Consider the following 22,599-nt stretch of genomic DNA (forward strand, 5'->3'; position numbering starts at 1 on the left):
ACTTCGGGCGGGGCGCTGGCTAGACTCCGGGGATGAAGCACTTCGTCGACCCCCCGTCCGGCACGCAGCTGCTCGTGTTCGCCAAGGGCGAGGAGCTCATGGCCGGTCTCGCCTCGTTCGCCCGCGATCAGGCGCTCGCCGGCGCCTGGGTGGACATCGTGGGTGGAGCCGCGGCGGTGACGCTCGGCTTCTTCGATCCCAGCGCGCGGGAATACCGCTGGCGCCGCTTCGAGGAGCCGCTCGAGATCACCGGGCTGCACGGCAATCTCTCCTGGGTCGACGGCCGGCCCACCTGGCACGTGCACGGCACGTTCTCCCGCTCGGACTACTCGGTGCTCGGCGGCCACGTGAAGGAATGCCTGATCGGCCTGACCGGCGAGGTCTTCCTCACGTCCCGCGGCGACCGTCTCACCCGGGTCCACGATGACGAGACAGGGCTGAAGCTGCTCAGCAGACCCTGATTCGGGCCCGTCCCTTCGAGAGGCTCAGGGACCGGCGAGCGTCAGCGCTTCTCGAGCTCCTCGGCGACCAGGAAGGCGAGCTCGAGCGACTGCATGTGGTTCAGGCGCGGGTCGCACAGCGACTCGTAGCGCGTCGCGAGGCCCTCTTCGTCGATCTGCTCGGATCCGCCCAGGCACTCGGTGACGTCGTCGCCGGTGAGCTCGACGTGGATCCCGCCCGGGAAGGTGCCGACCGCGCGGTGCGCCTCGAAGAAGCCGCGCACCTCGTCGACCACGTCGTCGAAGCGACGGGTCTTGTACCCGGTCGGCGTGGTGATGCCGTTGCCGTGCATGGGGTCGGTGACCCACAGCGGCTGCGCGCCGGAGTCCTTGACGGCCTCGAGCAGCGGCGGCAGGGCGTCGCGGATCTTTCCTGCGCCCATGCGCGTGATGAAGGTGAGCCGGCCCGGCTCGCGGTGCGGGTCGAGCTTGTCGATCAGCGCGAGAGCGGTCTCGGTCGTCGTGGAAGGGCCCAGCTTCACGCCGATCGGGTTGCGGATCTTGGAGAAGTAGTCGACATGTGCGCCGTCGAGCTCACGGGTGCGCTCGCCGATCCAGAGGAAGTGCGCCGAGGTGTTGTACGGCGTGAGCGTCCGGGAGTCGATGCGGGTCATCGGGCGCTCGTAGTCCATGAGCAGGCCCTCGTGGCCGGTGAAGAACTCGACGCGCTTGAGCTCGTCGAAGTCGGCGCCCGCGGCCTCCATGAACTTGATGGCGCGGTCGATCTCGGCCGCCATCCGCTCGTAGCGCTGGTTGGCGGGGTTCTGCGCGAAGCCCTTGTTCCAGGAGTGGACCTCGCGGAGATCCGCGAACCCGCCCTGCGTGAACGCGCGGATCAGGTTCAGCGTCGACGCGGCCGTGTGGTAGCCCTGCAGCAGCCGGGCGGGATTCGCCTCGCGGGATCCCTCGGTGAAGTCGTAGCCGTTGACGATGTCGCCGCGGTAGGCCGGCAGCGTGACGTCGCCGCGGGTCTCGGTGTCGCTCGAGCGCGGCTTCGCGAACTGCCCCGCCATGCGTCCCATCTTGACGATGGGCATCGACGCGCCGTAGGTCAGCACGACCGCCATCTGCAGCACGGTCTTGATCCGGTTGCGGATCTGGTCGGCCGTGGCGCCGGCGAAGGTCTCGGCGCAGTCGCCGCCCTGCAGCAGGAAGGCCTGTCCGGACGCGGCCCTGGCGAGCCGCTCGCGGAGGTTGTCCACCTCGCCGGCGAACACCAGCGGCGGGAGCGCGGAGATCTGCGCAGAGACCTCGGAGACGCGCTCGGCGTCGGGCCAGTGCGGCTGCTGCTTGATCGGGAGGGCACGCCACGAGTCGAGGTCCAGAGGCTGGGGCATCCCCCCATCCTAGGGCGCGCGGAGAACCCGGATCGCCTCAGCCCGCCTCTGTGACGGCGGCCAGGCGCTCCTTCACGGTGGACGCGTACACGTCCTCGTAGGTCTGCTCCCCCAGCCGCTGCAGCGCCACCATGATCTCGTCCGTCACGGAACGCAGGATGTACCGGTCGTTCTCCATGCCGGCGTAGCGGGAGAAGTCGAGCGGCTCGCCGATCACCATGCCGACGCGCATGATCTTCGGGATCCGCTGCCCGGTCGGCATCGCGACGTCGGTGTCCACCATGACCACGGGCACGACGGGGACCTTCGCCTCGAGCGCCATCCGGGCGATGCCGGTGCGGCCGCGGTACAGCTTGCCGTCAGGGCTGCGCGTGCCCTCGGGGTAGATCCCGAGCAGGTCGCCGCGGCCGAGGACCCGCAGGCCGGTGTTCAAAGAGGCCTCGGAGGCCTTGCCTCCCGAGCGGTCGATCGGGAGCTGGCCGGTGCCCTTCATGAACATCCGGGTCGCCCAGCCCTTGATGCCGCGGCCGGTGAAGTAGTCGCTCTTGGCGAGGAAGGACATCTTCCGGTCCAGCATGAGCGGCAGGAAGATCGAGTCCGAGAAGGACAGGTGGTTGCTCGCCATGATCGCCGCGCCGGAGGTGGGGACGTGGGAGCGCCCCACGATCCACGGCCGGAAGATCGCCTTCACCAGAGGGCCGATGGCGATGTACTTCATGAACCAGTAGATCATCGCCCCGCAGTCTATCCCGCTGCGCCGGCCCGCACGAGGCTCTCTTCCTCACGTGCGACGCAGTTTCACGATCGGTGCGACTGGATGTCACGCGTGTGGCCTCCTTCCCAGCGGCGGCGTGACATAGACTCCTGGGAAGCATGTACCCGTTCCGGTACCGAAGGAGTTGCCGTGGTCTCTAACGAAGGCGTCCAGTTCGAAGTCCCCGCGATCGTCCCCGCCGCCCCCGAGGACAACATCACCGACCTCCTCGAGCAGCGCGTGCAGAAGACCCCGAGCCTCGCGCTGTTCTCGGTCCCCGAGGGCGACGGCTGGCGCGACATCACCGCCGCGGACTTCCGCACCGCCGTCATCGGCCTGGCCAAGGGCTTCGTCGCGGCGGGCATCCAGCCGGGCGAGAAGGTGGGCTTCCTCGCGCGCACCACCTACGAGTGGACCCTCGTCGACTTCGCCCTGTTCTACGCCGGAGCGGTCATGGTGCCGATCTACGAGACCAGCTCGCCGACCCAGATCCAGTGGATCCTGGAGGACTCCGGCGCGATCTCCCTCGTGGTCGAGAACCCCGACCACTTCGCGCGCTTCGACGAGGTCCGCAGCGACCTGCCGCTCATCCGCGAGGTGTGGCAGATGCACCTCGGCGCGATCGCCCAGCTCACCGCGCAGGGCTCGGACGTGCCCGACGAGGAGATCGAGCGTCGCCGCGGCATCGCGAACGGCGCCGACATCGCGACCCTGATCTACACATCCGGATCCACCGGCCGCCCCAAGGGCTGCGTGCTCACGCACAGCAACTTCGTCGAGCTCTCCCGCAACGCCGCGAAGTCGCTCGACGACGTCGTATCGATCCCCGGCGCCTCGACCGTGCTGTTCATCACCACCGCGCACGTGTTCGCGCGGTTCATCTCGATCCTCGACATCCACGCCGGCGTGCGCACGGGCCACCAGCCCGACACCAAGCAGCTGCTCCCCGCGCTCGGATCCTTCAAGCCCACCTTCCTCCTCGCCGTGCCGCGCGTGTTCGAGAAGGTCTACAACTCGGCCGAGCAGAAGGCCGAAGCCGGCGGCAAGGGCAAGATCTTCCGCGCCGCCGTGGCGACCGCGATCGAGCACTCCCGCCTCCTCGAGGAGGGCGCGAAGATCCCGCTCGGCATGAAGATCAAGTTCGCCCTGTTCGACAAGCTCGTCTACGCGAAGCTGCGCGAGGCGATGGGCGGCAACGTGCGGTACGCGATCTCGGGATCGGCGCCGCTCGGCGCCCGTCTCGGCCACTTCTTCCACAGCCTCGGGATCACCATCCTGGAAGGCTACGGCCTGACCGAGACCACCGCTCCGGCGACGGTGAACACCGCGCGCAAGTCGAAGATCGGCACCGTGGGACCCGCGCTGCCCGGTGTGGGCATCCGCCTCGCCGACGACGGCGAGATCGAGGTGCGCGGCATCAACGTCTTCAAGGAGTACTGGAACAACCCGGAGGCGACCGAGGCCGCGTTCCACGACGGCTGGTTCCGCACCGGCGACCTCGGCTCCTTCGATGACGAGGGCTTCCTGGCGATCACCGGACGCAAGAAGGAGATCATCGTCACCGCAGGCGGCAAGAACGTCTCCCCCGCCGCGCTCGAGGATCCGATCCGTGCCAACCCGATCGTGGGCCAGGTGGTCGTCGTCGGCGATCAGAAGCCGTTCATCGCGGCGCTCGTCACTCTCGATCCGGAGATGCTACCCGCCTGGCTGGCGAACAACGGCCTTCCGGCGGACATGTCGCTCGCCGCCGCCGCCACGAACGACGCGGTGCGCGCCGAGGTGCAGCGCGCGATCGATGTCGCGAACACCCGCGTGTCGCGCGCCGAGTCGATCCGCAAGTTCACGATCCTGCCGACGGAGTGGACCGAGGCCAGCGGGCACCTGACACCCAAGCTGTCGATCAAGCGCAACGTGATCATGAAGGACTTCGCGCCGCAGGTCGCCGAGATCTACAACGAGACCACGGCGACGACGACGGTCCCGCTGGGCTGAGCAGCGGGCCCTTCGACAGGCTCAGGGACCGGATGGACACGCTCAGGGACCGGAGGGACCGGCGCGCCGGGTCGGCGGTTCAGAACCAGGGGCTCTCGCGGACCTCGCGCATCGCGGTCCTCCTCGTCTCCGGATCCAACCGGGAGAGGTACACCTTGCCGTCCAGGTGGTCGGTCTCGTGCTGCAGGGCCTGGGCGAGCAGCCCCTCGCCCTCGAGGACGACCGGTTCGCCGTCGAGGTCGATGCCCTCGACGCGCGCCCACGGGTGCCGCAGGGCGTCGTGCCAGAGGCCGGGTACGGAGAGGCAGCCCTCGCCGGTGGGGACCGGCTCGCCGCGCACCTCGGTCAGCACCGGGTTGATCACGTAGCCGGTCTCTCCGTCGATGTTGTAGCTGAAGGCGCGCAGCGCCACGCCGATCTGCGGCGCGGCCACGCCCGCGCGCCCTGGCAGCTCGACGGTGTCGACGAGGTCGGCGATGAGCGCGCGGACGCCGTCGTCGATGGACCCGATCTCCGCGCACGCCGTGCGCAGCACCGGGTCGCCGAAGAGGCGGATCTCCCTGACCGTCATCAGGCGGCCTGCGCCCGGAGGCCCTCGACGACGATCGCGGCCAGCTCGCGCGCCGCCTGACGCGTCTCCGGCTGCAGCGCGGAGTACGTGATCGCGCTGCCGGCGGCGATCTGCGTGTCGTACGGGATCCGCAGCACGTGCGCCACCCTGGTGCGGAAGTGCGCCTCCAGCTCGTCCAGGCGCACCATGGGCGCGCCGGGCGTGGACTGGTTCAGCACCACGACGGCATCGCGCACCTTGTCGCCGTAGCCGTTCGTCTCGAGCCAGGTGAGGGTCTCGGACGCGAGCCGCGCCTCGTCCACGCTCAGCCCCGCGACGACGACGATCGTGTCCGCCCTGTCCAGGGTCGCGCCCATCACGGAGTGCACGATGCCGGTGCCGGTGTCGGTGAGCACGAGTGAGTAGTAGTGCGCGGCGACCGAGGCGACCTGCTCGTAATCGACGTCGCTGAACGCCTCGGAGACGCGCGGGTCGGCGTCGGAGGCGAGCACGTCGAGACGCGTGCCGTCGCGGGAGACCACGGCCGAGATGTCGTGGTAGCCGGTGACCTGCTCGTGGATGCGGACCAGGTCGCGCACGGTCTTGCTGTTGGTGCGCGCGATCCGGTCGGCGAGGGTGCCGCGGTCCGGATTGGCGTCGACCGCGATGACCCGGTCCTCCCTGGCATCGGCCAGCGCCATGCCGAGCAGTGCCGTCACGGTGGTCTTGCCGACGCCGCCCTTGCGGGACAGCACCGGCACGAACCGTGCGGTGCCGGACAGCGGCGCGGCGATGCGCGCGTTCAGCGCCTTGCGCTCCCTGGCGCGCTTGCCGTCGCCGATGTTGATCCTGCGGCCGGACACGGTGTAGAGCAGGTGGCTCCACACTCCCTCGGGCTCCGGGCGGGTGAGCTGGCTCGGGTCGAGCAGCCGGTCAGCGGTGAGCAGGTCGGCGCTCTCCCGCTCGCGGTCGGCGAACTGGTCCAGGCGGCGCGAGACGAGCTCGGGGTCGGGCGTGCGGGCGGGTTCGTGGCTCACGGTCTCCTCCTCGACGGCAGCGACAGGCGCGGTGTGCACGGCGAGCACCGGGGCGAACGCCGGGGCGTCGACGACGTCGGCGTCGCGGGCGGGCGACGGCTCGGGTTCCGCGACCTCGGCGGGAGCGTGCTCCCGCTCGGACGGCACGTCGACGGCCTCGTCATCCGAGGCCTGCACGTCCGTGCCGGATCCGGGGAACCGGACGTCTTCGAGCTCTTCGGCGACGTCGTCGGGATCCTCGTCGGCGGCGTCGTCGCGATCCTCATCGGCGGTGTCGTCGACGTCCTCCGCACGGATGGCCGGCTCCTCGGATCCTTCCGCCGGTTCCGCCGGAGCCTTCGCCGTGGCCGGCTCGGCCTCGTCGTGGAACCCGGTCTCCGGGTGCGCGCTCCACGTCGCGGCCTGAGGGCGCGCCGTGTCGTCGTCCGTCCCGTCCTCCGGCCCGTCGGCGGCCGATCCGAGCGCCTCCGGTTCGTCGTCTGTGCGGTCGGGGTCCGTCCCGTCCTCCACGAGCTCGGCCACCACGACGGCGTCGTCTGCACCGGCGGGGATCTCGATCACGATGTCCGCGACGTCGAAGCCCTCATGGATCCGCCCGATGCCGTCGTCCTCGCGGACGAGGGCCGCGGGGTCCGCGTCGAGCACGAGGTCGTTGTGGGCCTCGCCGTCGACGACGTCGTCGTCCACGAGGTCGTCGTCCTCGAGACTCGGCAGCGTGACCAGGACCTGGGCGGTGGCGTCGCCCAGCAGGCCGATGTCCGCCGTGCCGATGGCACCCGTGCTGTCGAGGACGCCGAGCGAGTCGTCGGCGTCGTCCTCGGGTTGTATGCTTCTGCGTTCTGTGGTCATGATGTTTCTCCCCCGGGACGCCCTCTCGTCGAGCACGTCGCCGGCCACAAGGCTAATGCACTCGGCAGGGACCGCGCCGATCAGGACCCCGGCGGCGGCCGGAGCCGGCCTGCTCAGCGGGAGGGATGGATCACGACGAGCAGGTCACCGGCGTCCACCTGCTGGGTGGATCCGATCGCCAGCCGCTCCACGACGCCGTCGACCGGAGCGGTGATCGCCGCCTCCATCTTCATGGCCTCGATCGAGGCGACGGGATCGCCGGCCCGCACCGCGTCGCCCACCTCGGCCTTCAGGGTGACGACGCCCGAGAACGGAGCCGCAACCTGACCGGGCTTCGAGGTGTCCGCCTTCTCGACCTCGTGCGCGTCGACGGCGACCGCGCGATCGCGCACGGCGACGGGACGGAGCTGACCGTTCAGGGTCGTCATGACCGAGCGGATCCCCTTCTCGTCCGCCTCGCCGATCGACTCCAGGCCGACGTAGAGCTGCACGCCGCGGTCGATCTCGACCAGGTGCTCCTGGCCGGGGACGAGGCCGTACAGGTAGTCGCCGGTGTCCAGCACCGACAGGTCGCCGTACTGCTCCCGCATCGCGAGGAACTCGCGGGTGGGCGCGGGGAACAGCAACCGGTTCAGCGTGGCGCGGCGGGTGGCGCCGTCCGCGGCCAGCGCCTGCTCGTCCTCTGCGGAGATGTCGGTCACGCCGATGCGCACCGTGCGGCCGGCGAGGACCTTGGAGCGGAACGGCTCCGGCCAGCCGCCGGGCAGGTCGCCGAGCTCGCCTGCCATGAAGCCGATCACGGAGTCCGGGATGTCGTACTTGCCGGGGTTGGCCTCGAAGTCGGCCGGATCGGCCCGCACCGCGGCGAGGTGCAGGGCGAGGTCGCCGACCACCTTGGACGAGGGCGTGACCTTCGGCACGCGGCCGAGGATCCGGTTCGCGGCGGCGTACATGTCCTCGATGAGCTCGAAGTCCTCGGCCAGGCCGAGCGCCTTCGCCTGCTGACGCAGGTTGGACAGCTGGCCGCCGGGGATCTCGTGGTGGTAGACCCGGCCGGTCGGTCCGGGCAGGCCGGATTCGAACGGCGCGTAGACGTTGCGCACCGCCTCCCAGTACGGCTCCAGATCCGAGACCGCGGCGAGGGAGAGGCCGGTGTCGCGCTCGGTGTGCGCGAGCGCGGCGACGAGGGCGGACAGCGACGGCTGGCTCGTGGTCCCGGACAGCGGCGCCGAGGCGGCGTCCACGGCATCCACGCCCGCGGCGCTGGCCGCCAGGAGTGTGGCGAGCTGTCCGCCCGGGGTGTCGTGGGTGTGCAGGTGCACCGGCAGATCGAAGCGCTCGCGCAGCGCGGAGACGAGCCGGGCGGCGGCGGCCGGCCGGATGAGCCCCGCCATGTCCTTGATCGCGAGGATGTGCGCGCCGGAGGCGACGATCTGCTCCGCGAGGCGCAGGTAGTAGTCCAGCGTGTACAGGTCCTCCGCGGGGTCGAGCAGGTCGCCGGTATAGCACAGCGCGACCTCGGCGACCGCGGTCCCCGTCGCCCGCACGGCGTCGATCGCAGGACGCATCTGCTCGACGTCGTTGAGCGCATCGAAGATGCGGAAGACGTCCACGCCGCTGGTCGCGGCCTCCTGCACGAACGCCTCGGTCACCGCCGTCGGGTACGGCGTGTAGCCGACCGTGTTGCGGCCGCGCAGCAGCATCTGGATCGCCACGTTCGGCAGGGCCTCGCGGAGCCGGTCCAGCCGTTCCCACGGGTCCTCGCCGAGGAAGCGCAGCGCGACGTCGTAGGTCGCACCGCCCCAGGCTTCCACGCTCAGCAGCTGCGGGGTGAGCCGGGCGAGGTACGGCGCCGCGGCGACCAGGTCGCGTGTGCGCACCCGCGTCGCGAGCAGCGACTGGTGCGCGTCACGGAACGTGGTGTCGGTCACCGCGAGGCTGCTCTGCGCGCGCAGCGCGGCCGCGAAGCCCTCGGGTCCGAGCTCGCGAAGGCGCTGCCGGGATCCGGGCGCGGGCGGCGCGTCGAGGTCGAGCTCGGGCAGCTTGGTGCGCGGCTCGACGTGCGCGACCCTGGGGCCGTTCGGCTTGTTGACCGTGACGTCCACGAGCCAGTTCAGGATCTTCGAACCGCGATCCTTCGACACCCGTCCCACGAGCAGTTCGGGACGCTCGTCGATGAACGAGGTGCTGATGTCGCCGGCGAGGAAGGAGGGATCCTCGAGCAGCGCCTGCAGGAAGGGGATGTTCGTGGAGACGCCGCGGATCCGGAACTCGGCCAGCGCGCGCCGCGCCCGGGAGACCGCCGCGGGGAAGTCGCGACCGCGGCAGGTGAGCTTGGACAGCATCGAGTCGAAGTGGGGGCTGATCTGCGCGCCCTGGTGCACGGTGCCGCCGTCGAGGCGGATGCCCGCACCGCCCGGCGAGCGGTAGGTGGTGATCTTGCCGGTGTCGGGGCGGAAGCCCTGGGTGGGGTCCTCCGTCGTGATCCGGCACTGCAGCGCCGCCCCGCGCTGGCGGATGTCCTGCTGGCGCAGTCCGAGGCCTTCCAGGGTCTCGCCGGCCGCGATCCGGATCTGTGTCTGCACGAGATCGACGTCGGTGATCTCCTCCGTGACCGTGTGCTCGACCTGGATCCGCGGATTCATCTCGATGAAGACGACCTCGCCTGCCCGCTCCCCCGCCGTCTCCAGCAGGAACTCGACCGTGCCCGCGTTCTGGTAGCCGATCGACCGCGCGAACGCGACGGCGTAGCCGTGCAGCGCCTGCCGGATCGAGTCGTCCAGGTTCGGCGCCGGCGCGATCTCGACGACCTTCTGGTGGCGCCGCTGCACCGAGCAGTCGCGCTCGAAAAGGTGCACGGTCTCGCCTGCCGTGTCGGCGACGATCTGCACCTCGATGTGCCGCGGGCGCAGCACAGCCTGCTCCAGGAACATGCGCGGGTCGCCGAAGGCACTCGCGGCCTCGCGCATCGCCTCGGCGAGCGCCGGGGCCAGCTCGCCCCGCGTCTCGACCCGGCGCATGCCGCGCCCGCCTCCGCCGGCGACCGCCTTGGCGAACAGCGGGAACCCGATCGCGTCGGCCTGCGCGACCAGCTCGTCGACGTCGTCGGACGCCTCGGTGGAGCGCAGCACCGGCACGCCGGCCTCGATGGCGTGGCGCTTGGCCTCGACCTTGTTGCCCGCCATCTCCAGCACGGTGGCGGGCGGGCCGATGAACGCGATGCCGTTCGCGGCGGCCTTCTCGGCCAGTTCCGGGTTCTCGGAGAGGAAGCCGTAGCCGGGGTAGATCGCGTCGGCGCCGCTCTGCTGTGCGACCCGGATGATCTCGTCCACGCTCAGGTAGGCCCGGACCGGATGCCCCCGCTCGCCGATCTCGTACGCCTCGTCCGCCTTCAGCCGGTGGAGGGATCCGCGGTCCTCCCAGGGGAACACCGCGACCGTGCGCGCCCCCACCTCGAAAGCTGCTCGGAAGGCTCGGATCGCGATCTCGCCGCGATTGGCCACAAGGATCTTCTGGAACATGGGCACCTCGAACACTGGGGGCGCTGGCTGGGCGCATCGGGGGGCTGAGTGTTTCCTCAGCCTAGAGGACGGTAACGTGGTGTTCGTGCACGTACTCAGCGTCAGTTCCCTCAAGGGCGGTGTCGGCAAGACCACCGTGACCCTCGGCCTCGCCTCGGCGGCGTTCGCCCGCGGCGTCCGGACCCTCGTGGTCGACCTCGACCCGCAGTCGGACGTGTCCACCGGCATGGACATCCAGGTCGCCGGGCGGCTCAACGTCGCCGACGTCCTCGCCAACCCGAAGGAGAAGGTGGTCCGTCAGGCGATCACCTCCTCGGGCTGGGCGAAAGTGCATCCCGGCACCATCGACGTGCTCATCGGCAGCCCGTCCGCGATCAACTTCGACGGCCCGCACCCCAGTGTCCGCGATGTCTGGAAGCTCGAGGAGGCGCTCGCCTCGGTCGAGGCCGACTACGACCTCGTGCTGATCGACTGCGCGCCGTCCCTGAACGCCCTCACCCGCACCGCGTGGGCGGCGAGCGACCGGGTCATGGTCGTCACCGAGCCCGGCCTGTTCTCCGTGGCCGCCGCGGACCGCGCCCTGCGCGCGATCGAGGAGATCCGCCGAGGCCTCTCCCCCCGCCTGCAGCCGCTCGGCATCGTGGTGAATCGCGTGCGCCCGCAGTCCATCGAGCACCAGTTCCGGATCAAGGAGCTGCGCGACATGTTCGGACCGCTCGTGCTGAGCCCGCAGCTGCCGGAGCGCACCTCGCTGCAGCAGGCGCAGGGCGCGGCGAAGCCGCTGCACATCTGGCCCGGCGACTCCGCGCAGGAGCTCGCAGCCGACTTCGACACGCTGCTCGACCGGGTGATCCGCACCGGTCGCATCGCCCTGCCGGACGACAGCCGGGTCTGAGCACCCGGCGCACACGCGCACACCGACGACGAGAGCCGGTCCCCGCAGGGGCCGGCTCTTCTTGTGTCTTGTGTCCGGTGTCAGGCGGACCGGCGGGAGCGGCGCGCGGCGAGGTCGTCCATCGGCTGCTGCTCGGGCACGAGCGCGTCGAACTCCACGAGCGTGGCCTCGACCTCGTGGAAGACCTTGCCCACGGCGATGCCGAAGACGCCCTGACCGCGGCTGAGCAGGTCGATCACCTCGTCGTTCGAGGTGCACAGGTAGACCGAGGCGCCGTCGCTCATCAGCGTCGTGCCGGCCAGGTCACGGATCCCCGCGGCGCGGAGCTGGTCCACGGCTGTGCGGATCTGCTGCAGCGAGATGCCGGTGTTCAGCAGCTCTTTGACGAGCTTGAGCACGAGGATGTCGCGGAAGCCGTAGAGACGCTGCGACCCGGATCCGCTGGCGCCGCGGACGGTCGGCACGACCAGCTCGGTGCGCGCCCAGTAGTCCAGCTGGCGGTAGGTGATGCCTGCTGCGCGAGCGGCGATCGCCCCGCGGTAGCCGACCTCGTCATCCATCGCCGGCAGCCCGTCGGTGAAGAGGAGATCGTCCCCGAACGACGGTCCGTCGCCCCGTTCCTCGGCGCTCATGCCATCTCCTCCAGATCCTTAAACCACAACGTGAAAGTCGTTGTCTCCACGGTAGGCCAGCGCGGTGCCGGCGACAACGACATCCGGCGCGCGTCGGGGGTGTGTCGCAATCAGTTCGTTACGACAGCAGCCGGCCGATGCCGTCCTTGACCAGCAGCGAGCGCACCTCATCCAGCCGGGAGGCGAGCTCGGGGGCCATCTCGCTGGCCCTGGCGCGGGACGGGGTGTCGGTGCGGCGGAGCAGCGCGGACAGCGCCGACTGCACCAGAGCGATGTCGCGCTCGGCGCTCTGCCGCAGCGGACGGAGGTGGCGCGGACCGATCCCGTGGCTGTCCAGCGCGACCAGCGCCCGCAGCAGCGTGACGGCGGACTCGGGATAGGCCTCGGCGGCCGGCAGCATGCCGCTGCTCACCGCGTCGCTGAGCAGCGCCGAACTCGCTCCGGCCGCGCTGAGCAGCTCGTCGCGGCGGTACCGCCGGGGACCGGCCATGATCGAGGCGGGCAGCGCGGGGGCTGCGCCCGATGCGTCCAGGGCGTCGAGGTGCTCGCGGATGACCTTGAGCGGGAGGTACTGGTCGCGCTGCAAGGTGAGGGCGACACGGATCCGCTCCAGATCGGCGGCGGAGAACTTGCGGTACCCGCTGGGGGTGCGCACCGGGGCGACGATCCCCTTCTCCTCGAGGAAGCGCAGCTTCGAGGCGCGGACGTCGGGGAACTCCGGCGTGAGACGCGCGAGCACCTGGCCGATGCTCAGCAGCCCGGACGGGGCGGAACGCTCGGCGGCCGATGCCGCCATCAGGCGCCCGCCTGCGCGAGGTCCGCAGGAGAGGCGAAGAAGTTCAGCCGGAACTTGCCGACGCGGATCTCGTACCCGTTGCGCAGCTCGCTGCGGTCGACGCGCTCGCCGTTGACGTAGGTGCCGTTCAGCGAGCGCTGATCGACGATCTCGAAGGCGGTGCCGGTGCGGATCACCTCGGCGTGACGGCGCGACACCGTCACGTCGTCGAAGAAGATGTCGGCCTCGGGGTGGCGGCCCACGGTGGTGACCGGGGTGTCCAGGAGGTAGCGGGCGCCAGCGAGCGCTCCGGAGCGCACCAGCAGCAGCGCGGAACCCGACGGCAGGGCCGAGATCGCCGCCTTCTCCACCTCGGTCAGATCGGCGCCGAACGGGACGAAGGACAGGTCGGAGTCGTGCCCGAACGTCTGCGTCGTGTCGTGGGCGGCCTCGCCGCCTCGCCGGACCGCGCCTTCGGGAACGTCGTTCTCAGTCACAGTGCACCCCTCCTCTGGCGTTCCAGACTATCGGATGACGGCGGCGCGAAACAGCCGCGTCCAGCCGTCACGACTGCCCGGCGGCGCGCCGCGGACGATAGGCTGAGGGCATGCCACACTACGACGTCGTCATCCTCGGCGCTGGCCCCGGCGGCTACGTCGCCGCCGTCCGCAGCGCCCAGCTCGGCCTGTCCACCGCGATCATCGAGGAGAAGTACTGGGGCGGTGTCTGCCTCAACGTGGGCTGCATCCCGTCCAAGGCGCTCCTGAAGAACGCCGAGCTCGCGCACACGCTGAACCACAAGGCGGACTTCTTCGGCATCTCCGGAGAGTTCACGATCGACTTCGGCAAGGCGTGGGACCGCTCGCGCGTCGTCGCCGACGGCCGTGTCAAGGGCATCCACTTCCTGATGAAGAAGAACAAGGTCGTCGAGTACGACGGCCGCGGCACCTTCACCGGTCCGAAGGCGATCTCGGTGGCCAAGTCCGACGGCACGACCGAAGAGGTCACCTACGACAACGTCATCATCGCGACCGGATCCACGGTGCGCCTGCTCCCCGGCGTGCAGCTCAGCGACAACGTGGTCACCTACGAGGAGCAGATCCTCTCCCGTGAGCTGCCCGAGTCGATCGTCATCGTCGGCGCCGGCGCGATCGGCATGGAGTTCGGCTACGTGCTGACGAACTACGGCGTGAAGGTCACGATCATCGAGTTCCTCGACCGCGCGCTGCCCAACGAGGACGCGGACGTGTCGAAGGAGATCACGAAGCAGTACAAGAACTACGGCGTCGACATCCTCACCTCGACCAAGGTCGAGAAGGTCTCAGACAACGGCTCGTCCGTCACCGTCACCTACACCGGCAAGGACGGCGCGCAGTCGTCGATCGAGGCGGGCAAGGTCCTCATGTCGGTCGGCTTCGCCCCCAATGTGACCGGCTACGGCCTGGAGAACACCGGCGTGAAGCTCACCGAGCGCGGCGCCATCGACATCGACGACCACATGCGCACCAACGTCGAGGGCATCTACGCCATCGGCGACGTGACCGCCAGGCTGCAGCTCGCCCACGTGGCCGAGGCGCAGGGTGTCGTCGCGGCGGAGACCATCGGCGGTGCCGAGACCCAGACGCTGGGCGACTACCGGATGATGCCGCGTGCGACGTTCTGCTCGCCGCAGGTGGCCTCGTTCGGCCTCACCGAGCAGCAGGCGAAGGACGAGGGCCGCGAGATCAAGGTCGCGACCTTCCCGTTCATGGCCAACGGCAAGGCGCACGGCCTGGGCGAGCCGGTCGGCTTCGTCAAGCTCATCGCGGACGCCGAGCACCTCGAGCTCATCGGCGCGCACATGATCGGCCCGGACGTGTCCGAGCTGCTCCCCGAGCTCACGCTCGCGCAGAAGTGGGACCTCACCGCGCTCGAGCTGGCGCGCAACGTGCACACCCACCCGACCCTGTCGGAGGCGCTGCAGGAGGGCTTCCACGGCCTCGCGGGTCACATGATCAACTTCTGATCCGATCCCGTTCGCAGCAAGGCCCGGTCGCGCCGCACGTGTGACCGGGCCTTCCTGCGTGTCAGGGGGCCTCGCGCGTCACAGCCCTCCCATTGTGACCAGCCCCGCCGACCATTCGCCCAGCGGTGCGGACCCGAGCGCCCGGATGAGCGCCTCGCGGGCGTGCAGCGGGAGTCCCCGCGCGGGCGCGCCCATGGCCATGTAGAAGGCTGCACGCGCCTGCGCGGCCCGGGCGGACCGCGGCACCCGGCGGGCGTACTCGCGCAGGTCGGACGAGCCGTGGGTGAGGGCGATGCGGATCGCGGAGGCGAGCCGGTCGGCGTCCAGCCAGCCCAGGTTCATGCCCTGGCCGCCGATCGGACTGATCTCATGCGCGGCGTCGCCGAGCAGCGCCGTCCGCCCGCGGACGACCGTGCGCGCCCGATGCTGCGCGGCGACGAACGCCGTGGGTCGCGCGTCATCGGGGATGTCCGGATCCGTGCCGATGCGCTCCGCCACGGCCGTGCGGAACCCCTCGGCGACGCCGTCCCTGTCCCCGCGCAGCACCCATCGCCTCCGTGCGCCCGGCAGCGGGAACGACTCGACGAGCCCGTCCGGTTCGCAGTGCAGCAGCGCCCTGGTGCCGGCGGCGGGGTCGTCCACGTCCAGCATCGTGTGGACGGCCCGGCCAGGGCGGCGGTCCCACCCCATCCCGAGCTCGCGCCGGAAGCCGCTGTGCACGCCGTCCGCGATCACCACGAAAGCCGCGGTGAGCTCGCGCCGCCCCTGGTCGGCGTCGACCGTCACGCGCACGAAGCGGCCCTCGTCCCGGATCCCCCGCGCTGTGCAACCGGAGCGGAGCGCCGTCGCCGAGAGTGCGCCGAGACGTTCCCGCAGCAGCGCGTGCGTGCGCTGCTGCGGGACGACCAGCACGCGGCGGCCCTCCGGGAAGTCCAGGGAGGCGAGGACCCTGCCGCGGCTGAGCACGTCGCCCCCGTGCAGGGCGAGCGCCTCGGTCCGGAACGCGGTCGCCACCCCGGCGTGCTCCAGGGCGTCCAGGCCCGGTGGATGGATCCCGATCGCCCTGCTCCGGCGGTCCTCGCCCCGGCGGCGCTCGCAGATCACGACGTCGATGCCGTCCTGCGCGAGCAGGCAGGCCAGCAGCAGTCCGACCGGCCCCGCACCCACGACCACGACGTCGTGATCGAGCACCGGCGCGAGATCCAGCAGCGGGTCAGGATCCGGCATCGTCCTGCTCCCAGCGCAGCTCGAGACGGGCCGGCACGCCGCGCCGCACCGTCCAGCCCGGCGGGGCGACGGCCGCGAGCTCGTCCGTCGTGTACGAGCGCCGGATGCTGGTCAGCCCGTCGTCCCGGATGAACGACCCCGCGAGCAGGTTCGCGGCGAACGGCCAGGTGCCGGCGGCGAACAGGGCGTACGCGGTGCGGCCGCGGGCGATGTCATGATGCGCGACCAGGCCCCGGGGTGCCGCGAGACGGCGGGTGTCCGCGAGCATCTCCTGCAGCCCGGCCGGGCTGAGGTGGTGCAGCAGGTGGTTCGACAGCACGATGTCGAAGGCCTCGCCGGCGCGCACCAGTTCGGCGACCAGTGCGCATCGGTAGGTCACGCCGAGGCCCCCGTCCTGAGCGGCCGCCCACGCGGTGGCGCGCTCGTCGGCGTCCAGCGCGGTGATGTCGGCGTCGAGACGGTCCCTGGCGAGGTGCCGGGCGAGCACGCGGCAGAGATCGCCGCCGCCCGCGCCCACGTCGAGGATCCGCACCTGCCCCGCCCGCGCCCGCGGACGCACGTCCCGTCGGTACACGGCGCCGGGCCGGGAGACCACGGCGTTGACGATGCGGAAGAGCCGGTAGGTGCGCTCCAGCATCCCGCGATCCGCCCCCGGGTCGTCCATCAGCTCGCGCGCGTCGACCGCGCGAGCGGCGAGATCAGCGTGCATCGCCTTCCGCGCCGATCACGGTCATCAGGGCGCTCTCGGCGGTCAGCCCCGGCCCGAAGGCCATCGCCGAGACCCGATCCCCGTCGCGCGCCCCCTCCTCCTGCAGGATCCGCTGCAGCACGAACAGCACGGTCGCACTCGACATGTTCCCGTGCACCCGCAGCGTCTCCCGCGCCGGGTGCAGCTGCGCGTCGCTCAAGCCCAGCCGGTCCTGCACCCGGTCCAGGATGCTGCGCCCGCCGGGATGGATCGCCCAGTGCCGCACAGCCTCCCCGATCCGTCCCTCGTCGTAGGGGCCGGCCAGCTCGTCCGGATAGAGCGGGCGCAGCGCCTCGACGATGGTCTCGCCGATGATCTGCGGCACCGCGGTGGACAGGACCATCTCGAACCCCCGGTCGCCGATCGTCCACGCCATGTCCTTCTCGCCCTCCGGCGCGATCGCGGTGTGGAAGCGGTCCAGGCGCAGGCCGGGGACGGCGGATCGGGCCGGCCGTGCGGTGACGATCCCGGCTGCGGCCCCGTCGGCGAACAGCGAGGAGGCGATGATCACGTCGGGGTCCTCGGAGGTGCGCAGATGCAGCGTGCACAGCTCGACGCTGACCACCAGCACCACAGCGTCCGGATCCGCGGCGCAGAACTGGCTCGCCGCGCGCAGGGCGGGCATCGACGCGTAGCAGCCCATGAATCCGAGGTGGTAGCGCTGCACCGCGTCGGAGAGCCCGAGCGCACGCACGATCGCGTACTCCGGCCCCGGAGCGTGGAATCCGGTGCAGGACACCGTGACGACGTGGGTGATGTCGGCGGCGTCGAACTCGGGGTCAGCCTCCAGCGCCGCCCGCGCCGCGGCGACGAACAGCCGGCCCGCCTCGCGCGTGTAGACGTCGTTGCGGACCCCGGTTCCGGGCGAGAGCAGCGCGCCGGTGGTGCGGTCGAAGAAGACCGGCTCCTCCGTCTCCGCCGTCAGCGAGAGCTCGCCGAGCACGGTGCGGCGGGTGTCGATGCCCGATCCGTCGAAGGATGCCGTGACGATCCGCCTGGCGAGGCGGGAGAGCCCGGGCTGCGCGGCGAAGACGTCGCGCACCTCGTTCTGGTGCAGGATCGTGTCGGGCACGACCGTCTGCAGGGACCTCAGCACCGCGGAGCCGCTCATGGTGCCACTCAAGCACGCGCCCTGCCCCGCCGGAAGGGGCTTGCGCTCCCCCGCGGAGGCGATCGAGACGGAGAACTGCCCGGTCAGCGGACGGATCGGCCGCGTGGATCAGAAGCCGAGGGCGCGGGCGAGCTTGGATCCGGACGCGGACGCCCTTCCGCCTGCGGCCGTGACCGCCTGCTCCACCGCGGCGAAGAACGCCGCCCTGCCCTCGTCGTCGGCGGGCGCAGCGGGCCCGAGCTCCATCTCCCATTCACGCCATTCGCGCCGCCCGCCGCCGCGCAGGTCGGTCGCGCGGACGAGATCGTCCACGAACTCGGCGACCACGCCCTGGGGGCCGGTGAGCAGATAGGCGGTGCGGGCGTTCTCGATGCGGGCCAGCGGGGAGAGCGGCTCCGACGTCCAGCGGGCGACGGCCGCGGCGACCGCGTCCGGCAGGGCGTCGCCGGGATCGCCGCCGAGCGGCCAGCCGAGCTCGAGCCGGCCGTCGCCCTGACGCGGGCCCTTGATGTGCCAGCCCTCGTCCGGGCCTCCGGTGCGACGCCGCAGCGCCACGCCGTTGCGGGCCAGCTCGCCGGCGGCGGTGTCGAAGTAGCGCGCGTCGAGGGCCCTGGCCTCGCCCTCGGTGACCGCGTCGACACCGGGGATCGCATCCCACCGCGGAAGCGGCGTCTCGTCGTCGACGTCGTACTTGCGCTCGACCTCGAGGGTGCGGGAGTGCTCAGTCATCCGACGGATCGATGTCCTCGAGGGACTCGTCGAACCAGTAGTCCACCTCGGTGGGACCGTCGTGCGCACCGGTGTGCGTCGGCTCGCCCCGGCGGTTGTACACGACCTGGGTCTCGCTGTAGGGGACGATCAGTTTGTCGTCCGCTGCGCCGAGGGGAAGGATCTGCCCGTCCAGCGGGCCGCCGTGGAGTCGCGCGAGTGCCATGTCCTCACCCTATCGCCGCGAGCGCGCCGGGGCGCGGATCCCGGCCCTCGCCGCGGGTCCGGGGCGGAGCCGGAGGGCGCGGACCCGCTCATCCGGCCGCGACGCCGAGCACGCCGCCGACGATCATCCACGGCCCGAACGCTATGTGCGTGCGACGGTCCGCCCGGCGCAGCGCGATCAGTCCCAGCGCGTGCGCGGCCCCGAGCACGAACGCGGCTGCGGCGCCGACCAGGAGCGCCTGTCCGCCGTGCCAGCCCAGCACGAGGCCGATGACGGCAGCGAGCTTCACATCCCCGCCGCCCAGTCCTCCCCGGCTCAGCAGCCGCAGGAGCGCATAGAAGCCGCCCAGGAGCAGCATCCCCCACTGCGCGCCGGTCAGCGGATCGCGCTCCCCCGTCAGCAGCGCCTCCGCGAGCACGAGCGCGACCGTTCCCGCGAGCGTGGGCAGCACGATCCGATCCGGGAGCCGGTGCGTGTCGATGTCGACGACGATGAGCCTGGCGCCGATCCCGAGCAGGCCGAGATGCGCCAGCGCGACGAGCACCGCGTGCAGGTCGACGAGGAGCGGATCCATGCGGGAAGACTAGGAGATCGGCGAGGGTCCGTGGGACGCCTGTGGACAACGGCGCCGGCTCCGCAGCCCTCCCCGTCTCCGCGCGTCGCCGACCTCTTTAGGCGATCTCTTTAGGCGATCGCTGCGGGATCGTCAACCGGCTCGGCTCTCCGCGGGAACGCCGGATACGGTCGCGGTGTCGAAGGAGTCGCACATGACATCCCACGATCCCGGCCTTCACCGGCCCGCGCCTCCCGCCGTGGCGCACGAGCGCGCACGCCCCGGCGCGCAGGGGCGCGCCAGAGTGGGCGTCTCCGGCTGGCGGTATGCGCGCTGGCGCGGCGACTTCTACCCGGCGGGCCTCGCGCAGGCGCGCGAGCTGGAATACATCGGCCAGCGGTTCTCGAGCGTCGAGCTGAACGGATCCTTCTACGCACTGCAGCGTCCCGCGAGCTACCAGCGCTGGCGGGACAGCGTTCCGGACGGCTTCGTGTTCGCGGTGAAGGGCTCCCGCTACGTCACGCACATGCTGCGGCTGCGGGGTGTGGAGACGGCGCTGGCGAACTTCTTCGCCTCCGGCCTGCTCGCGCTCGGGGACCGGCTCGGCCCGATCCTGTGGCAGCTGCCCGAGCGGCAGCGGTTCGACCCTGCGGTGCTCGACGCGTTCCTGGCGGCACTGCCGCGCACGACCGGAAGCGCCCTCGCCCTGGCCCGGCGGCACGACGAGCGCCTCGACGGCAGGTCCTGGCTCCACATCGACGCGGACGTGCCGATCCGGTACGCGCTCGAGCCACGCTCGGCGGGCTTCGGCGACCCTGCCGCGACGGAGCTGCTGCGCCGCCACGACGTCTCCCTCGTGATCGCCGACACGGCGGGGAGATGGCCGCGGTTCGAGGAGCTGACCTCGGACCACGTCTACGTGCGCCTGCACGGCTCGGAGGAGCTGTACCACAGCGGCTACCGCGAGGACGAGCTGACCGAGTGGGCGCGCCGGGTGCGGGAGTGGACGAGCGGATCCGGCGACGGCCGCCCGCGCGACGTGTACGCGTACTTCGACAACGACGCGCGGGGCCACGCGCCGCACGACGCGCTCGCGCTCGCCGCCCTGGTCGGCGACCACGGCGCCGTGGAGCCCTGAGACGCCACCCGGGCGATCAGCCGGCGCCTGGGATTTCGGCCGGCGTGTCGGGAGGGGTCAGCCGACGTGTCGGGAGGGGGCGGCCGACGTGTCGGGATTTCAGCCGAGCAGGGCCGCCGCCGTCCGCAGGTCGGCCACGAACGCCCGGCGGCCCGCCTCCCGATCGTCGGCGTCGCGCAGCCGCAGCAGGCTGGACGGATGCACGGTCACGACCAGCGGAGTGCCGGAGGGATCCGACGTCTCGAGCACCTGGCCGCGGACGTCGCCGATGCGCTCGGTCCGCTCCCGCAGCGACCGCGCCGCGGTGGCCCCGAGCGCCACGACGACCGCCGGACGCACGGCGGCGATCTCCGCCTCCAGCCACGGCCGGCACGCGACGATGTGCGAGACGGCCGGCTTCTCGTGGATGCGCCGCTTCCCGCGGCGCTCGAAGCGGAAGTGCTTGACCGCGTTGGTCAGATAGACCGCCTCCTCGTCGATGCCCGCCTCGCCGAGGGCTTCCTGCAGCACCCGGCCGGCGGGTCCGACGAAGGGCTCGCCCTCCAGATCCTCGCGGTCCCCCGGCTGCTCGCCGACGAGCATCATCCTGGCCCGGGCCGGGCCGCGGGAGAACACGACCTGCGTCGCGTCCTGCCACAGCTCGCAGCCCCGGCACGACTCCGCCGCCGCACGCAGCTTCCCGACGCCGGCCCCGGCCGGGACCCACGGCTGCGCGCCCTGGTCCTCCGCGGCGCCGTCGTCGTCCCCGTTCATGCCGAACGGAGCAGGATCCGGCCGTCCTGGACCTTCGTCTGCCAGCACGGCTCCGCGACGCTCGCCGGTCCCCGCTGCACGGAGCCGTCCTCGATGCGGAGCCGGCTGCCGTGCCACGGGCAGGTGACGCAGCCGTCCGTGTCGAGCTCGCCCTCGTCGAGCGGTCCGCCCGCGTGCGTGCAGACGGCCGAGATCGCGTGCAGATCGCCGCGCTGCCGCACGAGCAGCACCGGGACGTCACCCGCGGTCACCCGGGTCAGGGCCCCCTCGGCGATGTCGGCATCGGCGGCCACGTCCGTCCAGTCGTCCACCTCGTCCTGGAAGGCCGTCCGGCTCACGCCGATGCCGCGCACGAAGGAGAGGTGCCCGCCGAGATACGCCGAGCCGAGCGTGCAGCCGAGTCCCAGCAGGCTGAGCGCCGCGCCGGCGCCGTGGTGCCCGCGACGGCGCACGAGCCACGACGTCATCTGCAGGACGGAGGCGGTCGCGTTCGCGAGGCCGTGGACGAGGCCGACGCGCTTGTCGGGGCCGTGCATGGAGGACCAGTCGGAGGCGCCGGACAGCGCCGTCGGCACGGATGCGAGGATGCCGAGGCCGACCATGCGCCGGGCCGCCCGCTCCTCGCCGGCGAGGTCGAGGACCGTGGCGGCGCCCCACGCCCCGATCGGCAGGTCCGTGAGCACGGGATGCGCCTGATGTCCCAGCCAGGAACCGGAGAGCGCGTTCTTCACGGAGGCGGAGCGCGTGGCCGTGTCGACCCAGCCGCTCACCTTCTCCGCCGCCGGATCGAGTTCCTTCGTCTTCCCGATCCTCTCGATCAGGGTCTGCATCGCCGCTGTCAGCATTCGCATGGATCGCTCCTCCGCACCGCGTCGTTGGGCCTCTCTGTCTACCCCCGGGTTCCGACGCGGTCAACGGGGCTTGACACGGAGGGGCGCCGTCGGATGCGGGTCAGAGGTCGATGATCTCGAGGTCGACGAGGATCGTGTCCCCCTCGCCGAATCCCTCGGCGTCGCGCACCTGGCGCTTGAGCGGCAGGACGTACTCGCTGCCGTTGTAGAAGATCGACGTGCGCCAGCTGGTCGACCCCACGCGCACCTGCACCCGGAGCGAGGCGAACCCGCGCGGGGGCGCCGGCAGCTCGTGGATCTCGGCGGACAGCTCCTCCGGCACGGAGGCGAAGAACCAGGCGTCGGTGCGCGCCGCCCACCGCCACACCTCGCTGTCGAACTCGATCCGCACGGCTTTCAGCGTAGTCGCGCGGATCGACTCCGGATCCGGGATCGCA

22 protein-coding genes are annotated in these 22,599 nt (G+C 71.5%); 5 read left to right on the forward strand and 17 right to left on the reverse strand.

The window, feature by feature from the left end:
* The first annotated feature begins 32 nt into the window (after positions 1-32).
* A complete protein-coding gene (locus ACTJJZ_RS12690; RefSeq protein ID WP_440721549.1) occupies positions 33-461 on the forward strand; it encodes a PPC domain-containing DNA-binding protein in 429 nt (142 codons plus the stop codon).
* Between the two features lie 41 nt (positions 462-502).
* Here ACTJJZ_RS12690 and ACTJJZ_RS12695 read toward each other — a convergent pair whose 3' ends face one another.
* Both ACTJJZ_RS12695 and ACTJJZ_RS12700 read right to left on the reverse strand, forming a co-directional pair.
* A complete protein-coding gene (locus ACTJJZ_RS12695; RefSeq protein WP_440721550.1) occupies positions 503-1,837 on the reverse strand; it encodes a class II 3-deoxy-7-phosphoheptulonate synthase in 1,335 nt (444 codons plus the stop codon).
* Between the two features lie 37 nt (positions 1,838-1,874).
* Positions 1,875-2,570 (reverse strand): lysophospholipid acyltransferase family protein, encoded by a 696-nt coding sequence (locus ACTJJZ_RS12700; RefSeq protein WP_440721551.1) that lies wholly within the window; start codon positions 2,568-2,570, stop codon positions 1,875-1,877.
* Positions 2,571-2,654: 84 nt separating this feature from the next.
* Here ACTJJZ_RS12700 and ACTJJZ_RS12705 point away from each other — a divergent pair, with 84 nt between their 5' ends.
* Positions 2,655-4,583, forward strand: a complete 1,929-nt coding sequence (locus ACTJJZ_RS12705; protein WP_440721552.1) for an AMP-dependent synthetase/ligase — start codon at positions 2,655-2,657, stop codon at positions 4,581-4,583.
* Positions 4,584-4,662: 79 nt separating this feature from the next.
* On the opposite strand, the gene ACTJJZ_RS12710 is transcribed toward ACTJJZ_RS12705, so the two are convergent.
* From ACTJJZ_RS12710 to ACTJJZ_RS12720, 3 genes are all read right to left on the reverse strand, one after another.
* A complete protein-coding gene (locus tag ACTJJZ_RS12710) occupies positions 4,663-5,154 on the reverse strand; it encodes a peptide deformylase (protein ID WP_440721553.1) in 492 nt (163 codons plus the stop codon).
* A complete protein-coding gene (locus tag ACTJJZ_RS12715) occupies positions 5,154-7,019 on the reverse strand; it encodes a MinD/ParA family ATP-binding protein (RefSeq protein WP_440721554.1) in 1,866 nt (621 codons plus the stop codon). Before ACTJJZ_RS12715 ends, ACTJJZ_RS12710 begins: the two co-directional genes overlap by 1 nt.
* 113 nt (positions 7,020-7,132) lie before the next feature.
* Positions 7,133-10,540, reverse strand: coding sequence for a pyruvate carboxylase (locus ACTJJZ_RS12720; RefSeq protein WP_440721555.1), 3,408 nt, complete (start codon positions 10,538-10,540; stop codon positions 7,133-7,135).
* Positions 10,541-10,625: 85 nt separating this feature from the next.
* On the opposite strand from ACTJJZ_RS12720, the gene ACTJJZ_RS12725 reads away from it, so the two are divergent.
* Complete coding sequence (locus ACTJJZ_RS12725; protein ID WP_440721636.1) at positions 10,626-11,435, forward strand: ParA family protein; 810 nt, start codon at positions 10,626-10,628, stop codon at positions 11,433-11,435.
* 80 nt (positions 11,436-11,515) lie between these two features.
* Here ACTJJZ_RS12725 and ACTJJZ_RS12730 read toward each other — a convergent pair whose 3' ends face one another.
* The 3 genes from ACTJJZ_RS12730 to ACTJJZ_RS12740 all read right to left on the reverse strand — a co-directional run bounded on the left by ACTJJZ_RS12730 (position 11,516) and on the right by ACTJJZ_RS12740 (position 13,339).
* Positions 11,516-12,067: a MerR family transcriptional regulator gene (locus ACTJJZ_RS12730; protein ID WP_440721556.1), complete on the reverse strand. Its 552-nt coding sequence runs from the start codon at positions 12,065-12,067 to the stop codon at positions 11,516-11,518.
* 118 nt (positions 12,068-12,185) lie between these two features.
* Positions 12,186-12,863, reverse strand: coding sequence for a transcriptional regulator FtsR (gene ftsR, locus ACTJJZ_RS12735; protein ID WP_440721557.1), 678 nt, complete (start codon positions 12,861-12,863; stop codon positions 12,186-12,188).
* Positions 12,863-13,339 carry an FHA domain-containing protein gene (locus ACTJJZ_RS12740; protein ID WP_440721558.1) on the reverse strand — a complete coding sequence of 159 codons (477 nt, stop codon included), beginning with the start codon at positions 13,337-13,339 and terminating at the stop codon, positions 12,863-12,865. Before ACTJJZ_RS12740 ends, ftsR begins: the two co-directional genes overlap by 1 nt.
* A gap of 110 nt (positions 13,340-13,449) precedes the next feature.
* Between ACTJJZ_RS12740 and lpdA the strand changes: the two genes are divergently transcribed.
* Positions 13,450-14,847 (forward strand): dihydrolipoyl dehydrogenase, encoded by a 1,398-nt coding sequence (lpdA, locus tag ACTJJZ_RS12745; protein WP_440721559.1) that lies wholly within the window; start codon positions 13,450-13,452, stop codon positions 14,845-14,847.
* Between the two features lie 78 nt (positions 14,848-14,925).
* Here lpdA and ACTJJZ_RS12750 read toward each other — a convergent pair whose 3' ends face one another.
* The 6 genes from ACTJJZ_RS12750 to ACTJJZ_RS12775 all read right to left on the reverse strand — a co-directional run bounded on the left by ACTJJZ_RS12750 (position 14,926) and on the right by ACTJJZ_RS12775 (position 19,441).
* Positions 14,926-16,074 carry an FAD-dependent oxidoreductase gene (locus tag ACTJJZ_RS12750; RefSeq protein ID WP_440721560.1) on the reverse strand — a complete coding sequence of 383 codons (1,149 nt, stop codon included), beginning with the start codon at positions 16,072-16,074 and terminating at the stop codon, positions 14,926-14,928.
* Complete coding sequence (locus tag ACTJJZ_RS12755) at positions 16,061-16,783, reverse strand: methyltransferase domain-containing protein (RefSeq protein WP_440721561.1); 723 nt, start codon at positions 16,781-16,783, stop codon at positions 16,061-16,063. Before ACTJJZ_RS12755 ends, ACTJJZ_RS12750 begins: the two co-directional genes overlap by 14 nt.
* Complete coding sequence (locus tag ACTJJZ_RS12760) at positions 16,773-17,933, reverse strand: type III polyketide synthase (protein WP_440721562.1); 1,161 nt, start codon at positions 17,931-17,933, stop codon at positions 16,773-16,775. The genes ACTJJZ_RS12755 and ACTJJZ_RS12760 overlap by 11 nt, the downstream gene beginning before the upstream one ends.
* A 108-nt stretch (positions 17,934-18,041) precedes the next feature.
* Complete coding sequence (locus tag ACTJJZ_RS12765; RefSeq protein WP_440721563.1) at positions 18,042-18,662, reverse strand: CYTH domain-containing protein; 621 nt, start codon at positions 18,660-18,662, stop codon at positions 18,042-18,044.
* Positions 18,655-18,867 (reverse strand): response regulator, encoded by a 213-nt coding sequence (locus tag ACTJJZ_RS12770; protein ID WP_440721564.1) that lies wholly within the window; start codon positions 18,865-18,867, stop codon positions 18,655-18,657. Before ACTJJZ_RS12770 ends, ACTJJZ_RS12765 begins: the two co-directional genes overlap by 8 nt.
* A gap of 88 nt (positions 18,868-18,955) precedes the next feature.
* The gene (locus ACTJJZ_RS12775) at positions 18,956-19,441 is read right to left on the reverse strand and encodes a prepilin peptidase (protein WP_440721565.1); all 486 of its coding nucleotides are present in this window, start codon (positions 19,439-19,441) and stop codon (positions 18,956-18,958) included.
* A 193-nt stretch (positions 19,442-19,634) separates the two neighbouring features.
* On the opposite strand from ACTJJZ_RS12775, the gene ACTJJZ_RS12780 reads away from it, so the two are divergent.
* Complete coding sequence (locus ACTJJZ_RS12780) at positions 19,635-20,558, forward strand: DUF72 domain-containing protein (RefSeq protein ID WP_440721566.1); 924 nt, start codon at positions 19,635-19,637, stop codon at positions 20,556-20,558.
* Between the two features lie 99 nt (positions 20,559-20,657).
* On the opposite strand, the gene ACTJJZ_RS12785 is transcribed toward ACTJJZ_RS12780, so the two are convergent.
* The 3 genes from ACTJJZ_RS12785 to ACTJJZ_RS12795 all read right to left on the reverse strand — a co-directional run bounded on the left by ACTJJZ_RS12785 (position 20,658) and on the right by ACTJJZ_RS12795 (position 22,553).
* Positions 20,658-21,311, reverse strand: coding sequence for a UdgX family uracil-DNA binding protein (locus tag ACTJJZ_RS12785; RefSeq protein WP_440721567.1), 654 nt, complete (start codon positions 21,309-21,311; stop codon positions 20,658-20,660).
* The gene (locus ACTJJZ_RS12790; protein ID WP_440721568.1) at positions 21,308-22,162 is read right to left on the reverse strand and encodes a Rieske 2Fe-2S domain-containing protein; all 855 of its coding nucleotides are present in this window, start codon (positions 22,160-22,162) and stop codon (positions 21,308-21,310) included. The genes ACTJJZ_RS12785 and ACTJJZ_RS12790 overlap by 4 nt, the downstream gene beginning before the upstream one ends.
* Positions 22,163-22,262: 100 nt before the next feature.
* Complete coding sequence (locus tag ACTJJZ_RS12795; protein ID WP_440721569.1) at positions 22,263-22,553, reverse strand: DUF1905 domain-containing protein; 291 nt, start codon at positions 22,551-22,553, stop codon at positions 22,263-22,265.
* Between the last annotated feature and the right edge of the window lie 46 nt (positions 22,554-22,599).

The organism is Microbacterium sp. 22242 (assembly GCF_052045495.1).
Lineage (GTDB): Bacteria > Actinomycetota > Actinomycetes > Actinomycetales > Microbacteriaceae > Microbacterium.

Excerpts from the sequence above, each read along its gene's own strand:
- ACTJJZ_RS12760 (WP_440721562.1), bottom strand. The coding sequence starts at position 17,933 with ATGAGCGGCTCCGCGGTGCTGAGGTCCCTGCAGACGGTCGTGCCCGAC.
- ACTJJZ_RS12715 (WP_440721554.1), bottom strand. The coding sequence starts at position 7,019 with ATGACCACAGAACGCAGAAGCATACAACCCGAGGACGACGCCGACGAC.
- lpdA (WP_440721559.1), top strand. The coding sequence starts at position 13,450 with ATGCCACACTACGACGTCGTCATCCTCGGCGCTGGCCCCGGCGGCTAC.
- ACTJJZ_RS12785 (WP_440721567.1), bottom strand. The coding sequence starts at position 21,311 with ATGAACGGGGACGACGACGGCGCCGCGGAGGACCAGGGCGCGCAGCCG.
- ACTJJZ_RS12765 (WP_440721563.1), bottom strand. The coding sequence starts at position 18,662 with ATGACTGAGCACTCCCGCACCCTCGAGGTCGAGCGCAAGTACGACGTC.
- ACTJJZ_RS12770 (WP_440721564.1), bottom strand. The coding sequence starts at position 18,867 with ATGGCACTCGCGCGACTCCACGGCGGCCCGCTGGACGGGCAGATCCTT.
- ACTJJZ_RS12775 (WP_440721565.1), bottom strand. The coding sequence starts at position 19,441 with ATGGATCCGCTCCTCGTCGACCTGCACGCGGTGCTCGTCGCGCTGGCG.
- ACTJJZ_RS12690 (WP_440721549.1), top strand. The coding sequence starts at position 33 with ATGAAGCACTTCGTCGACCCCCCGTCCGGCACGCAGCTGCTCGTGTTC.
- ACTJJZ_RS12710 (WP_440721553.1), bottom strand. The coding sequence starts at position 5,154 with ATGACGGTCAGGGAGATCCGCCTCTTCGGCGACCCGGTGCTGCGCACG.
- ACTJJZ_RS12705 (WP_440721552.1), top strand. The coding sequence starts at position 2,655 with ATGTCACGCGTGTGGCCTCCTTCCCAGCGGCGGCGTGACATAGACTCC.
- ftsR (WP_440721557.1), bottom strand. The coding sequence starts at position 12,863 with ATGGCGGCATCGGCCGCCGAGCGTTCCGCCCCGTCCGGGCTGCTGAGC.
- ACTJJZ_RS12730 (WP_440721556.1), bottom strand. The coding sequence starts at position 12,067 with ATGAGCGCCGAGGAACGGGGCGACGGACCGTCGTTCGGGGACGATCTC.
- ACTJJZ_RS12755 (WP_440721561.1), bottom strand. The coding sequence starts at position 16,783 with ATGCACGCTGATCTCGCCGCTCGCGCGGTCGACGCGCGCGAGCTGATG.
- ACTJJZ_RS12780 (WP_440721566.1), top strand. The coding sequence starts at position 19,635 with ATGACATCCCACGATCCCGGCCTTCACCGGCCCGCGCCTCCCGCCGTG.
- ACTJJZ_RS12700 (WP_440721551.1), bottom strand. The coding sequence starts at position 2,570 with ATGATCTACTGGTTCATGAAGTACATCGCCATCGGCCCTCTGGTGAAG.
- ACTJJZ_RS12695 (WP_440721550.1), bottom strand. The coding sequence starts at position 1,837 with ATGCCCCAGCCTCTGGACCTCGACTCGTGGCGTGCCCTCCCGATCAAG.
- ACTJJZ_RS12720 (WP_440721555.1), bottom strand. The coding sequence starts at position 10,540 with ATGTTCCAGAAGATCCTTGTGGCCAATCGCGGCGAGATCGCGATCCGA.
- ACTJJZ_RS12750 (WP_440721560.1), bottom strand. The coding sequence starts at position 16,074 with ATGCCGGATCCTGACCCGCTGCTGGATCTCGCGCCGGTGCTCGATCAC.
- ACTJJZ_RS12790 (WP_440721568.1), bottom strand. The coding sequence starts at position 22,162 with ATGCGAATGCTGACAGCGGCGATGCAGACCCTGATCGAGAGGATCGGG.